This window comes from Saccharospirillum sp., assembly GCF_039982735.1.
GTDB lineage: Bacteria > Pseudomonadota > Gammaproteobacteria > Pseudomonadales > Natronospirillaceae > Saccharospirillum.
Genome location: NZ_JBDWXV010000019.1, coordinates 84,171 through 97,355, shown reverse-complemented (window position 1 = coordinate 97,355; position 13,185 = coordinate 84,171). Strand labels below are relative to the sequence as shown.

14 protein-coding genes are annotated in these 13,185 nt (G+C 54.0%); 9 read left to right on the top strand and 5 right to left on the bottom strand.

Translation table 11 applies throughout. From position 1 onward, the window contains the following. Window positions 1-23 precede the first annotated feature (23 nt). Together ntrB and ABJT94_RS17015 are read right to left on the bottom strand one after the other, a co-directional pair. Window positions 24-854 (bottom strand): nitrate ABC transporter permease, encoded by an 831-nt coding sequence (gene ntrB, locus ABJT94_RS17020; RefSeq protein WP_348474771.1) that lies wholly within the window; start codon window positions 852-854, stop codon window positions 24-26. Further along, a complete protein-coding gene (locus tag ABJT94_RS17015) occupies window positions 854-2,281 on the bottom strand; it encodes an ABC transporter substrate-binding protein (protein ID WP_348474770.1) in 1,428 nt (475 codons plus the stop codon). Before ABJT94_RS17015 ends, ntrB begins: the two co-directional genes overlap by 1 nt. 388 nt (window positions 2,282-2,669) lie before the next feature. On the opposite strand from ABJT94_RS17015, the gene ABJT94_RS17010 reads away from it, so the two are divergent. Further along, the gene (locus ABJT94_RS17010; RefSeq protein ID WP_348474769.1) at window positions 2,670-4,616 is read left to right on the top strand and encodes a sigma 54-interacting transcriptional regulator; all 1,947 of its coding nucleotides are present in this window, start codon (window positions 2,670-2,672) and stop codon (window positions 4,614-4,616) included. Window positions 4,617-4,855: 239 nt separating this feature from the next. Here ABJT94_RS17010 and ABJT94_RS17005 read toward each other — a convergent pair whose 3' ends face one another. Further along, entirely contained in the window at window positions 4,856-5,428 is a 573-nt protein-coding gene (locus ABJT94_RS17005; protein ID WP_348474768.1) for a TetR family transcriptional regulator, read from the bottom strand. Window positions 5,429-5,557: 129 nt separating this feature from the next. Here ABJT94_RS17005 and ABJT94_RS17000 point away from each other — a divergent pair, with 129 nt between their 5' ends. Then, window positions 5,558-6,346 (top strand): SDR family oxidoreductase, encoded by a 789-nt coding sequence (locus tag ABJT94_RS17000; protein WP_348474767.1) that lies wholly within the window; start codon window positions 5,558-5,560, stop codon window positions 6,344-6,346. 376 nt (window positions 6,347-6,722) lie between these two features. Here the strand turns inward: ABJT94_RS17000 and ABJT94_RS16995 are convergent, their stop codons facing one another. Next, the gene (locus ABJT94_RS16995) at window positions 6,723-7,046 is read right to left on the bottom strand and encodes a hypothetical protein (protein WP_348474766.1); all 324 of its coding nucleotides are present in this window, start codon (window positions 7,044-7,046) and stop codon (window positions 6,723-6,725) included. Window positions 7,047-7,181: 135 nt separating this feature from the next. Beyond that, window positions 7,182-7,919 carry an SDR family oxidoreductase gene (locus tag ABJT94_RS16990; RefSeq protein WP_348474765.1) on the bottom strand — a complete coding sequence of 246 codons (738 nt, stop codon included), beginning with the start codon at window positions 7,917-7,919 and terminating at the stop codon, window positions 7,182-7,184. Window positions 7,920-8,183: 264 nt separating this feature from the next. Here ABJT94_RS16990 and ABJT94_RS16985 point away from each other — a divergent pair, with 264 nt between their 5' ends. From ABJT94_RS16985 to ABJT94_RS16955, 7 genes are all read left to right on the top strand, one after another. Further along, complete coding sequence (locus ABJT94_RS16985) at window positions 8,184-8,903, top strand: gamma-glutamylcyclotransferase (protein ID WP_348474764.1); 720 nt, start codon at window positions 8,184-8,186, stop codon at window positions 8,901-8,903. 266 nt (window positions 8,904-9,169) lie between these two features. Then, a complete protein-coding gene (locus tag ABJT94_RS16980; RefSeq protein WP_348474763.1) occupies window positions 9,170-9,340 on the top strand; it encodes a hypothetical protein in 171 nt (56 codons plus the stop codon). 153 nt (window positions 9,341-9,493) lie between these two features. After that, window positions 9,494-9,751 (top strand): hypothetical protein, encoded by a 258-nt coding sequence (locus tag ABJT94_RS16975; RefSeq protein ID WP_348474762.1) that lies wholly within the window; start codon window positions 9,494-9,496, stop codon window positions 9,749-9,751. Window positions 9,752-9,762: 11 nt separating this feature from the next. Next, on the top strand, window positions 9,763-10,479 hold the full coding sequence (locus ABJT94_RS16970) for a divalent cation transporter (RefSeq protein WP_348474761.1): 717 nt from the start codon (window positions 9,763-9,765) through the stop codon (window positions 10,477-10,479). Between the two features lie 251 nt (window positions 10,480-10,730). After that, window positions 10,731-11,753 (top strand): hypothetical protein, encoded by a 1,023-nt coding sequence (locus ABJT94_RS16965; RefSeq protein WP_348474760.1) that lies wholly within the window; start codon window positions 10,731-10,733, stop codon window positions 11,751-11,753. Window positions 11,754-11,814: 61 nt separating this feature from the next. Beyond that, window positions 11,815-12,111, top strand: coding sequence for a Dabb family protein (locus tag ABJT94_RS16960; protein ID WP_348474759.1), 297 nt, complete (start codon window positions 11,815-11,817; stop codon window positions 12,109-12,111). Window positions 12,112-12,225: 114 nt separating this feature from the next. Next, window positions 12,226-13,143, top strand: a complete 918-nt coding sequence (locus ABJT94_RS16955; protein ID WP_348474758.1) for a M14 family metallocarboxypeptidase — start codon at window positions 12,226-12,228, stop codon at window positions 13,141-13,143. The last annotated feature ends 42 nt before the right edge of the window (window positions 13,144-13,185 follow it).

The window sequence follows — 13,185 nt, the reverse complement described above, 5'->3', positions numbered from 1 at the left end:
CCTCACATCGTGAGGGCGGTGTTTTATTCGGTGTATTCCACCAGCTTCTGGGCTTTGCCCAGGGCGATATCCAATACCATTCCGACCAAACCAATCATGAGAATGGAGAAGATCACGCTGGTCAGATCGAGGTTGTTCCATTCATTCCACACGTAGTAACCAATGCCCGTTCCACCGACCAGCATTTCTGCGGCAACAATCACCAGCCAGGCGATGCCGATCGAAATTCGCATGCCGGTCAGAATGGTGGGTGCAGCGGCCGGCAGGATGACAGTAAGCGCGGTGCGGATCTGGCTAAGCTCATGCGTTCGCGCCACATTAATCCAATCCTGGCGCACGTTGGCTACGCCAAATGCCGTGTTCAATAACATGGGCCAGATCGAACAAATGAAGATCACGAAGATGGCCGATGCGTCGGAGTCCTGAATGATGAACAGCGCCAGTGGCATCCAGGCAAGGGGTGATATTGGCCGCAACACCTGAATGTAGGGGTTGAACGCCTTATACATCAGGGGCGACATACCAATCAGAAACCCAATCGGTAGCGCAATCACCATGGCTGCCAGGTAACCGGCCAATACCCGGTAGACCGAGTACGCCAATTGAATGCCAATCCCTTTGTCATTGGCGCCCGCGTCGTAGAACGGATTCGACAATTCCTCCCACGCCCGAATCAAAACAGCCGAGGGCGGTGGCACCCGGGATTCCTGTTCCGCGCCACCCATCAGAATTTCGTACTCCGTCATACTCTCCTGAGCTTCAGGCGGTTGAGTCGACAGCTCCCACAGGCCAAGCAAGGCGGCCAGGAAAGAAATCGACAGCAGCGCCGCCCTCACGTTCAAAGAGGACATCATCAGACCCTCCCGATCGCAAAGCTTCGCGTGTATTCTTCAGGCGTCGCCGGGTCAAAGGTTTTACCCATGATGACGTGTGACTTGTACGTTTCGTTGGGCACTTCCATACCCATCTCTCTCATGATGCGTCCGGTATCACTCGCCAGGTAAACCTGCTCGGCAATACCCCGGTAATCGACGTCGCCTTCGATGTAACCCCAACGCTTCATTTGCGTCAGAATCCATACGCCCATCGAGTGCCAGGGGAACGGGTCGAAGTCGATACGGTTTGGCTCATCCATGATGTTGCCCAGACCATCGGCATAACGACCGGTGAGTACTTGTTGAATGACGGGAACCGGCTGATTCAGATAGTTGGTCGGTGCAATGGCTTCAGCAATTTCGAATCGGTTGTTGTAATCGTTCGAGTACTGGGTTGCATCAAGAATCGAGCGCAGCAGTGCGCCGTACGTATTCGGGTTCTCTGTGGCAAACCGCTGGCTACAGGCAAAGGCACAGCACGGGTGGCCTTCCCAAATTTCCTTGGTCAGCATGTGAATGAAACCGACTTTTTCCCAAACAGCCCGCTGGTTGAACGGATCGGGCGACAAATAGCCGTCCAGGTTGCCGGCTCTCAGGTTAGCGACCATTTCCGGTGGTGGAACCACTCGAATCTGTACATCTGTATCCGGGTCAATGCCGTTTTCAGCAAGGTAGTAACGCAGCAAAAAGTTGTGCATCGAGTACTCGAATGGCACACCAAATTTGAAGCCTTTCCACTGTTTTGGATCACGCTTATCTTTGTGGTCTACGTGTAACACAATGGCCTGGCCGTTAATGTTTTCTACGGCTGGCATGATGTAAGGTTCCGGAGTAGAACCAGCTCCCATCGACATGGCCAGTGGCATCGGGGTCAGCATGTGAGACGCATCGTATTCGCCCGCCAGAGACTTGTCGCGCGCGACGGCCCAGCCTGCGGTTTTGGTGACGGTTACGTCCAGACCATACTTTTCATAGAAACCCAGCGGGTCTGCCATGATGATCGGGGTGGCGCAGGTAATGGGGACAAAGCCAACGTTGAGTCTTGTCTTTTCCAGCTGCCCCATCGCTTCATGAGCCGCGGCTTTTGCCTGAGCCAGCGGGAATACACTGCCAATCATCGCAGCTGCACTGCCGGCACCCACCATTTTCATGAAGCTTCGACGGCTATGATCGTTGTGCCCGAATACGGAACGCACGACAGCGCTTTCAATTGCCCGGTCAAGCAAGTCTTCGGAACTGCCGTTCTGCGCGATGGTATCGGCAGAAGCCTGCTCCTGCTGAGCGAAAGCGGGGGCACGTTCTTTTGTCGGGTTTGTGGAGGTCACGCAGTCCGAGCAACCGCAGTCTTTTTTGTGTATCAGCGACTGGTCACCGTCAAATGGATTTCCCAAGCTTTTAATGGTCATCGAAGTATCTCCCGTAATGTGTTTGGGGCGCAGAAACCCAACGCCCGGTCCTCAACATCGTTGCCTTTTCACCTCCAGTCGCACCAGTTGGGTGCGATGGCAGGGGCTCTATATAGGTCGGGGCAGAAAGCGGTGCTACCCGACCACGCGTAATGCACCTGACGTAGAGGCTTATCGCAGAAGTTGTGCCAACCCCGGCAACTTTTTTAACTCATTGTTTTCTTTGGCTTTTAGCAGATGTTCAAGCTTTTGGTCGCCTTACGAATATTCGTAAGTTACGAACATTCGTAAAATAGTTAACGATATTTCGTGAGCTGGCATGAGTTTTGGAGAGTCATTCAGACGGGCTGTGCCTACTCCGGGATGGCCATTGACGGGATGACACCTCATGACTGAACTGCTTACGCACTCAGCTTCCGACACTGCGCGCTCTGCCCGGCATTGGATTGACCAACTGCCGGAGCCTGCACTGCTGGTGGATGCCGAGCAGGATGTCATTCTTGCGCTGAATCCGGCCCTCGGGCGGTTGCTTGGCGTCAGTCGAGGCAGCCTGGAGGGTTCGTCCTGTATCCGCCTGTTCCGTGGGCAAGGTCCAATGCTCATTGCCTTTACCGAAGAAACCCTATACCGGGGCAGCGCCTGGAGCCGCGACTTTAGCCTCACGCATCGGGATGGGCAGTCTGTAGAGCTTGAAATGTCAGCCTCACGGGCCGGCGAACCCGACGAGCACGTTATGCTCCTACTGTTGAGAGACAGCAATCTGTTGCGCGTTCGCCGGGAGCGGCATGACGCCAATCACTACCATAGTGGCGGGCTGCTTGAATGGCGGCGCATCGAAGCGCTGTTCAAGGATATGGAGCGAGAGAACCAACTCATTTTGCATGCGGTGGGTGAAGGTATTTACGGCGTGGATGCCGAAGGCCGGGCAACCTTTGTGAACCCGGCTGCCGAGCGAATGCTGGGCTGGCGCAGTGATGAACTGATGGGTAGGGTCGTGCATCGGGTTATGCACCACTCCCATGAAGATGGCAGCCTGTTCCCGTTAAACCAGTGTCCCATCTACGAGGCCTTCCGTAACGGCAGTGTCATGCGGGTCGATGAGGACTGGTTCTGGCGGAAAGACGGATCTGGGTTCCCGGTTGAGTACACCAGCACACCCATCATGGATAACGGCCACCCCGTCGGTGCGGTGCTTGTTTTCCGCGATGTGTCACAGCGCCATCAGGCACAAAAGCAACTGCAAAAAGCCCTGGAAGAAGTGGAAAGCCTGAAGCACAAGCTGGAAATTGAAAACGCATACTTGCAAGAGGAGCTCAGTGCTGAGTATCACTTTCATGAAATCGTCGGGCAAAGTGACGCCATTAAAGCCATTGTCAGGCGTATTGGGCTAGTAGCACCCACTGATGCGAATGTTCTGGTAACCGGTGAGTCAGGTACCGGTAAGGAGCTTATCGCCCGAGCGATTCATCATGCAGGCTCACGACAGGAACGACCACTGATTCGCGTGAATTGCGCGGCTATCCCGAAAGATTTGTTTGAGAGTGAATTTTTCGGGCACGTTAAGGGGGCTTTTACCGGCGCCATCAATGACCGTATCGGTCGGTTCGAACTTGCCGACGGCGGAACGTTGTTTCTTGATGAGGTGGGTGAGATTCCCATTGAACTGCAGGGCAAACTACTTCGGGTATTGCAGGATCAGGAATTCGAGCGAGTCGGTGAAAACCGAACACGCCGTGTTGACGTGAGAGTCATTGCGGCGACCAATCTGGACTTACAGGTCGCAGTGGCTGAGAAGCTGTTTCGGGAAGACCTCTACTTCCGACTCAATGTGTTCCCGATTGAGTCGGTGCCTTTGCGGCAACGAACCGAAGACATCCCGATGCTGGCACAGGAATTCCTGCAGCGAGCCTGTACCCGCTTCAACCGCCCCAGGCTGACACTCACTAACCGGGATGTTGAGCAGCTGCAGCATTACCACTGGCCAGGCAATGTCCGTGAATTGGAAAACGTCATTGAGCGACAAGTCATCACCGCCAATGGCCGGCTCGATTTCGACCTGGTCGGTCGCGATACTTCCAGAGCAAAGCAGGCGCTAGCCAGTGATGCACCTGCCCGACATTCCGGAGCACAGGTCAAAACGGTTCAGGAAATGCAGAAGCTTGAATACGACAACCTGGTACGTGCATTGGTCGCTACCGGGGGGCGGGTGTCTGGACAGGATGGTGCAGCATCTTTGTTGGGTATTAAACCGACGACACTGGCCTCCAAATTAAAAAAGAGTGGCATCAATCCGGCAAGCTTTAAAACGACTGATACTGAGGCCGAGAGTCGTTAGTGCTCGCTGGACGTTGTTGGTCGGTTTGATGAGCCGCTCAGAGTAGCCCAATGAAACCCGGTTCTATAAACAGGGCGATAAATCGTATGGACACAGGCCCCAGAGAGAGTTAATAGCGCATGCCCGGCCAGTGGCTCTCTAAACCTCAGTTTGGTTGGATTATTTCTATTGACTGTTACGGGTGACCACACGATCTATCCACACGACCTGGCTAGCGGGTGTCTTGGTGAGTGCCCTTGTTACCGATCGTGCTGTTCCCTGAGAATCTCCTTGCGGCACACGTCCAGAATTTCATCGGCTAGCGGCGAGTCATCCGGGCAGGCCCTCGACAATATTAATGCACCAACCACATGAGCGTAGGTGCTAATCATCGTTGCCCGCCTTTGGGTTTGGTCGAGTTCGCTTTCTTTTGCGCTCTGGTCCTGGAAGGAAGCGATAGTGTTTTCGATGCCGTCCGCAAAGGTTGCCTTGATGTCTGCCGATTGTCGCGCGGTATCCCCACTGAGTGCCGCTATGGTACAACCCGAGCTACGGCTGTCGCGATGCCCCCGGCTCAAGTACTGCTCGACGAATGCCGCAGGGTCGAGCCCAGTGTTGCTGGTGAGGTTTTGCGAAATCCCGCATGCGGCCGCTTCGTCCATCAGGTCTGCTTTGGAGCGGAAGTGCTTGTAAAACCCGCCGTGGGTAAAGCCAGCAGTGGCCATTAATTCTGCGACCCCCACGCCGTCGTAGCCACGTTCCCGGAATAGCGTGGAAGCAGTCTCAACGATATGGTCCCGGTTCTCCTGAGCCTGTGCTTTGGTGACCTTCATGGCTGGGCCTCTCCCGTTCATACATAAACAAGTCAGCCATACTACATTGATGTCGATCATAATCAAAATTCTTGACAGTTTAGATTATGATCGACATCATAAGGCTTCATTCACTGGTGAGACCCTGCCATGACGAACCCCAATCACACCACTGTACTTATTACCGGTGCTTCAAGCGGCTTTGGCGAAGAGTTTGCCAGGCAATATGCACAGCGCGGCCACCGCCTGGTGTTGGTCGCGCGCCGGAAAGATCGGCTTGAGTCATTAGCTGAAACTCTGCGTCAGCAGTACAACGTCAACGTTTTGGTAGAGCCGGTCGATCTGTCCGACCTGGCTGCAGTAACCGATCTCCACGCACGCCTTACCAAACGTGGCGTCGAGGTCGACGTGCTGATAAACAATGCCGGCCATGGCCTTCACGGCCCATTTCTGGACAACCCGTTGGACGCAGCCCTCTCTATGATCCAGTTGGATATCGCCAGCCTCACGGCCATGACTCATGTGTTTGGGCAGGATATGAGAAAGCGTAAACGCGGGCAGATACTGCAAATCGCCAGTATTCTGGCCTATCAGGGGGTTGAGCAGTTCGCGGTTTACTCGGCCGCCAAGGCCTATGTGCTTCGCTTCGGTGACGCACTGCATCGGGAGTTCAAGCGAGATAACGTCACGGTGACAACACTGTGCCCGGGGCTGAGTGACACCGGCTTCATCAGTGCTGCGGAACAGCGGGTTACACCGCAGATGCAAATGGTCATGATGCAGACCCCACCGGTTGTGCGTGCAGGAATTCGGGCGCTGGATGCGGGTCGTATTAGCGTGGTCGCGGGTTTATCCAATAAGTTGACCACCTTCTTCATGTGGGCCACACCGCGCAGAATTCACCAGGCCGTTATGTCCAGAATCTTGAATGCAGGATAGGGCAAGCAACTCTGCGGTGGTAAAGCCTGAAGACTGTCGGCATTGATCTTGCGGGATCGGTTACAAATTCCATAATACACTGTCGATACTAGGTGACGGTCAGTTCAGAAACGCATTCGAACTGGGTGAAACGTCTTATTTGGTTTCACCCTCGGCATCGGGTTTCGCTGCCTTGAATCACTATGCTGAAATCAAACGCAGCTAATAGCAAAAGCAAAAGAGCTCCATACGCACGCACAACAGTCTTCTATCTGGGCTGAAAAGTTGATGGTCGATGCTATTGCCTGTAATCGGTAGCCACAGAGCTCTTGGTTAAGGCCGGCAGCTGACATCAAGCCTTCGACTGATAAAGCAACCTCCCACTCAACGACAAGAGTCAGCCAAAATAGTCCTCCATCCACTGCACCAGTTTACCGGTGTCCAATTCGGACAAGGCCATACTCTGAAATTCATCTCCGGCCTCTTGTTCGATGGTAATAAACTGATACAACAACTGGCCGGGCTGCCCGTCATGAAGAATCAGCATGATACGTCGAGCTGTTCGATGACAGTCAATGGTCAGTACATCGGCCGGAATACCGGCATCACGCATCTTGCGGCGCACTTCAATGACCGGGTTGATGTGTTCATGACTGGCCTGGATTCGGGCATGGGCATCGCTGACGGCATCTGACAGCAATTTCAGGGGATCTTCGGGCATGGTCGGGCTCACTAGGCATCGCTGACAGGTTTAATGAACCGCTTAGGGTAGCCCAATGAAACCCGATTAGACAAACACTCTGGACACGAGCACCGGGCGAGCCGGTTCCCAGCCTACCCGGTGCACGGTTTACGATCACTCCTGCCGGGTAGGGCGATACAGTATTTCGTTGATGTCCACATCTTCCGGCTGGCTCATCGCGAAGATGACGCAGCGCGCAAAGCTGTCGGCCGAGATTGCATGGTCTTTGTAGAAACCCGCCACCCGTTCAGACACCCCTTCGGCGGCAACTGACGATGGCAATTCCGTATCGACAGCGCCCGGTGACAGTATGGTGGTGCGAATGCCATAGGGTTTCACTTCTTTGCGCAGGCCTTCCGAGATCGCCCGTACGGCAAACTTGGTGCCGGAATAGACTGCGCTGCCAGGCCCAACGCTGTGACCCGCCACCGAAGAGACGTTGATGATCTGGCCGCTTTGCTGCTCTTTCATGTGCGGCAGGGCCGCCCCGATGCCGTACAGAACCCCTTTGATGTTGACGTCGATCATCTGGTCCCATTCGTCGTAGCGCAGCATCTCCAGCGGAGACAGGGGCATTAGACCTGCGTTGTTGATCATCACATCCACCCGTCCGTGGAGTGATATGGCGCGGTCCACCAAAGCCTGAACCTGGGTACGGTCGGTGACATCGGTTTTGACCAGGGCATCCTGGCTTAACCCTATTTCCTCTGCCAGCGCTGTCATGCGGTCCATGCGTCGTGCGCCGAGCACCAGTTTGGCGCCAGCTTTGGCCAGGTGGCGAGCTGCTTCGGCGCCCAGACCACTGCTTGCGCCGGTAATAACAACGACTTTGTTTTCGATACCTTCTGTCATGAGAATCTCCTCTCTTGAGCATTGTCCGTTGAAGCGGTACCCACCATCGGGCTCTAAACGGACGCGGTGGTCATGATTGGTCCGTTATTGGCGATTTCAAACTCGGTGGTTGAAACAAGGCGCGGTGAGGTAGGCAACGTCGGCAGGCAGACGGTCGCTTTCTGTGTTAGCGTTATAGAGGTTCTAGGTCGGGTGCAGCCCCTGTGAGACCGCGCCAGCACAACGGCTCTACTGGTAGTTAATTCACTTTTGTCAGGTTTAGTAATGACCCATGACCCCTTCTTTCATCATCCTGAACTCGCCGATCTGATCACGAAGCCAGAAGACTCATTCTTTCGGGATTTTTCAATAGCCAAGCTCACCAACATACTGACCGACAGAGGGTTGCCGACAGGCTGGTGGCATACCGACGAACACCGTAATGCAATAAGAGGAGAAGCACTCAGCGAACACCGCTCGGGGGATCTCTGGATATTCGCGTATGGATCGCTCATGTGGGACCCGGCCATTCGGTTTACGGAAGTCCGGCGAGCTCGGGTCCAGGGCTATCAGCGCCGGTTCATATTGAAAGACATTCATGGTGGCCGTGGAACACGTGAGGCCCCTGGCCTAATGGCAGCGTTGGACCAGGGTGGTGAGTGCGAAGGGTTGCTGTTTCGCATTGACCGGGACGACATAGAAGTGGAAACCGACATTCTCTGGCGGCGCGAGTTCATCGGGCCGGCATACTTTCCGGTGTTTGTACCCGCTCAATTGGGTGAGGGCACTGTCAATGCGCTGACCTTCGTAGCGGACTATGAGGCTGAGTTAATTGAACCGGAACTCAGTCGAGCGGAACAGCTTGAGTACCTGTTAACGGGGTCGGGTTTTCTGGGAGATAGTGCAGATTACCTCAGAAACATTGCACGGCAGTTTCGGCTGTTTGGCATCAAAGACGCCGAAGTCGACGCTTTGTATAGGGGGATGAATCTACGCGAGGAATGAAACAGCACATCGTTTGAATACTGAATTCCCCGACTCCGTGTATACACGTAAAGAGACACCGTTGGGTATCCGTAAAAAGCGTTGACAGAGCAGTCACCCATCACACAGATTAAGCCCCACTCTATACTGGCGATGATACATAGACGAATCTAAACCGAAGTGGATTTCCCGGTAGGTTGTGCTTAGTGCTGCATTGCAAGGCAGGCTGCAGGGTAGCCTGGCAGAGAAGTAGTGGATAAACATCACGGTAAGCGAGGATGGTTGCAATGGAAGTGTTTGGGATCATTGGTATGTCGATGGGCACCATGGGCTTTATTTTTGGAATCTATGGAATGAATGCAATGAATCAGGTTGCTCTGCTTCGAAAAGAACACGACGCATTGAAGCAAAGCCTGATCGATTCGGGCGTTCTAACAGGCACCCCTGAACCAGAGTAGAGGCGAGCATTCAATGGTGGTTGCCTAATGTTTCTGCACCACGTAACCCCCAACCCTACGACAGCACAATGACCTGAGTCGCTAACGAAAGGTAAGTGGGGATGGTGTGGATGAGGCGGGCGTTGTGGGTGTTTTACTGTAAAGGATGATTCCGTGGATACCGAATATTTCGATTTCAAAGACCATATGGATTCCGTTGAGTGGATAAACAGCCTCCCAAGGGGGATGATACACCAAAGAATGAATACGTTAGTTCACACGGTCACCATCACAAAGAACCATACTGGATGGGAGGTGTACGTTGGCCCCAAAGACATGGACGGCGGCGGAGAGGGTATTGCGATCACGCTGGACGACGACCTCGCCCTGGTGAGCTATGAGATTGAAAGAATTGCACCGAGCCCTTACTAGCGAGAGCGAATATGAGTGACGTGATTCAGATCGTTGCATTGACCCTAATGGCCGGAATTGCCATGCCTTTGGGTGCGTCCCTTGCCGCAGTTGAACGCATCAGTCCGTTTTGGCTGGAAACGGAAGTCCGTCACGGGGTCATTGCATTTGGTGGTGGTGCGCTGTTGTCGGCGGTAGCGCTGGTGCTGGTACCAGAAGGGGTGGCTGACTTATCGATTTTCACGGTTGCGGTTTGCTTTACGGCGGGTGGTGCCCTGTTTATGGCCCTCGACATCTGGCTGGCCGCTAACAAGACACCGCTTAATCAGCTGGCCGCGATGTTGTCAGACTTCGTACCTGAGGCTCTTGCGCTGGGTGCGACGTTCACCGTATCTAGTGAAGCCGGGCTGTTGCTAGCGGGCATCATTGCACTCCAAAACCTGCCAGAAGGGTTTAACGCATACCGGGAAATCAGTGAGGCTACGGAATACAGCCGGGGGCGCATTATCGGTGCGTTTACGGCCATGGCATTTCTGGGCCCGGTAGCCGGCCTGATCGGTTATTTTTTACTGGCAGGGTACCCGACAGTGGTGTCGGGAATCATGGTGTTTGCGGCTGGTGGTATCCTCTACATCGTATTCCAGGACATAGCACCACAGGCCAAGCTGAAGAATCATTGGGCGCCACCCTTAGGCGCGGTTGGGGGTTTCTTGCTGGGGGTTATCGGTCATATGCTGGTTGGGGCCTAGTCGCAACAGCACCGGTCGAAGAATCTAACGCTAGCCGCCAGTGGGTAGGGTCGATTCAAGCATGCTAAACGGTCAACTAACGGAAGTGAGTGATCCGTAGGTCGGTACTCTCGCCTGTGGCCCGTGTGCGAGCACCGCTGTTCCTACTTGAATTCGAGCTAGGGTTATGCTCTGATCAACTGGTTCGAAACATTCTTATGGCAGTTTTCGACATTTACTCTGAAATCTAACAGAAACGATGGATGGACTAAATGAAAGGAATTCTGCTCCCTCAGGCAACTGTGTTTGCCATTAGTATCTTCCTGGTCGGCTGCGGCCCTTCCGATTCTTCTGAAGACAGCAACGCTGGCACTAATGCCGGTGGTGGTTCAAACACACAAACTGCTGCTTATTGCGAAGAAAATTACCCGGCTATGACGTCCAACCTGGGCAATGTCTATGTGTTTGATGCTGAGCCACCTGCGTGCTTTGGATTGGTGCAAAGCCCTGCGCTGCGAAAGGAAGTCCCATTCACCATTTCGACGATCGACATAAGAGATGGCTCGATTGGCGACCCTGAGTTGAGTGTGGACTCAACGGTTAAGCTGTTGCTTCGTCAGTCCGGATTCAACTTTGGTGGATATGAGCTCTATGCTTCCATCACCATGACTAACAATTCCAGTGATTACTATTGTTACCGGCCGGACGATATTGAATTGAAGAACGCATCAGGTGGCGTGGTGGTTGAACGAGTAGGGTCAACATCCCGCTCTGGCGGTGCATTGTTTCATAGCAGCGTTGATACAACGTTTCGATGTTTGCCATCGGGCCAAACTCATTATTACATCGCGTCGTCTTCACTGGTGTCTGAAAGTACTTTTAATTCAGTCGCTTCGGCAACGATGAGTGAGCTTAGACTGGATAAGGAATCAGCCAATTATCGCCAGGCTCCCGTATTGAATGCTGAAATGACGTGGCTAAACCCGGGGAAACGAGGCCTGGGCTACCCGACTCTGGAGGTGACCTGGACAAATACAACGGGTGAAACAGTCGAGTTGGATGACGATACCCATAACGTCTGGCTGATGGATGAAGATGGCTATGCTGTATCACGAACCTATGTTCGGCTGGATGAAGGGTTGAATATCGACGATACCGAACTGCAACCCGATGATTATGTGGTGCTAAACGGTGACACAGTCACGCTATCGGATGATGCGGCCGACAATGCGGTAGTTACACCATCCTCTGCCACCAGGGCACTGATCTATCTGGACTGGATTTGGGTGGAGTAATTCGTTTACCGGAGTTAAATGGGGTTATCCCCATCAATTCTGAATAAGAGCCTGGAAAGCAATGATTAGACATATTTTACTGATAAAGTTTAAAGCTGTTTCAACGTTGGCAGACATCGAGCATATTAAAAACCTGTTCATGGCCATGCCTGAAAAGGTCGAGGGCGTGGCTTCGGTTGAATGGGGCGAAAACGATAGCCCTGAAGGGAAAAACCAGGGCTACACCCATTCTGTATTGATGACATTTGCAGACGCAGCAGGTCGAAAAAATTACCTTCCGCATCCTGAGCACGAAGCCTTGAAGCTCGTTTTTGGTCCGTTGCTGGACGACATAGTGGTGTTTGACTACCCGATTTAGCGGGTATCAGTGCCTGGTGGCATTCTCTGTGGAATACCTCAAGCCTTCGTAAGAACCCAGGCGCAGATGCTAGAATACTTGCCCGCTTCAGCTATCACCGGAGAAAACATCACTATGACCACGGCTTCCACACTTTACCCAATTGGCACGCCAGGCACTCCCTGGGGCGAACCGGAACGCGCCGAGTGGCTGGCCGGGCAAACCCGGCACCGTAGCTTTGAGGCCGATGTATTGAGTGTGATCGAGCGCCTGGGTGATCGTTTCGATGTGCAAGCCTATGGCAGTCTGGACTATGGTGCCGACCATTACCCGCTGATGGCCATCCGCAGTCGGGGCTGGCGTAATGATCTGCCCGTTGTGCTGGTTACCGGCGGCGTGCATGGCTATGAAACCAGCGGTGTGCATGGTGCGCTGCAGTTCGTGGACCAAAATGCGGCGGCATACGCAGACCGTGCGAATGTGCTGGTAGTGCCCTGTGTTAGCCCCTGGGCTTATGAGCGCATTCATCGCTGGAACGCGAACGCGATCGATCCGAACCGGTCGTTCCGCGAAGGCAGCCCGGCTGAGGAATCGGCGGCGCTTATGCGGTTAGTGGCTTCCCTGGGTGATCGCGTCGTGATGCATATCGACCTGCACGAAACCACCGATACCGACGAAACTGAGTTTCGCCCCGCACTGGCAGCGCGCGACGGCGAGCCATTCAAGCCCGGTGAGATTCCCGATGGCTTTTATGTGGTCGACGACAGCGAAAATCCACAGCCTGATTTCCAGCAGGCGGTGATCCGCGCTGTTGAACAAGTCACGCACATTGCTCCGGCTGACAAGCGCGGAGAGATCATTGGCTCAACAGCGGTGGCCCGGGGCGTAATCGAGTACCCGCTCACTCAGCTTGGCCTGTGTGCGGGTATGACCGGTGCGGCGTATAAAACCACCACAGAGGTGTATCCGGACAGCCCGAGGGCGACCCCGGAGCAATGCAATGCGGCGCAAGTGGCGGCTGTGTGTGCAGCGATCGACTACGTACTTGGCTGAGCATAACTGGCAGGGCCGGCCGCGACCGGGTTAATCCAACAG